At 59.8% G+C, this 254-nt stretch carries 1 protein-coding gene; it reads right to left on the bottom strand.

Annotated features, from left to right (window positions below; all coding sequences use genetic code 11):
* On the bottom strand, nucleotides 1–148 hold a 148-nt coding region (locus tag CVH10_RS22485), incomplete at its 3' end, for a biopolymer transporter ExbD (protein WP_181244696.1).
* Nucleotides 149–254 lie beyond the last annotated feature (106 nt).

Raw genomic sequence — 254 nt, 5'->3', positions numbered from 1 at the left:
CGACAGGCACCGACACAGAGGCAAGCGGAGCCGCCACCATGAAGATGATGAGCAAAACCAGCATGATATCAACGAAAGGCGTAACGTTGATATCGCTGTTGGCCTGAGGCAGGTTGCCAGCGCCGCCCGATTTAATCTTGGCGGCCATCCGTCTTACGCTCCCTTGTCGAGCTGACGCGAGATGCCGTTCAGCAGCTCAGCGGCGAAGCCGTCGGCGCGGGTGCCGTAACCGGCGATGCGGGTGTTGAAGTAGT

Origin of the sequence: Halomonas sp. ND22Bw, assembly GCF_003011945.1 — a bacterium.
Taxonomy (GTDB): Bacteria; Pseudomonadota; Gammaproteobacteria; order Pseudomonadales; family Halomonadaceae; genus Halomonas; species Halomonas halophila.
The sequence above is the reverse complement of the archived record's forward strand: the minus strand, read 5'-3'. Positions and strand labels throughout refer to the sequence as shown.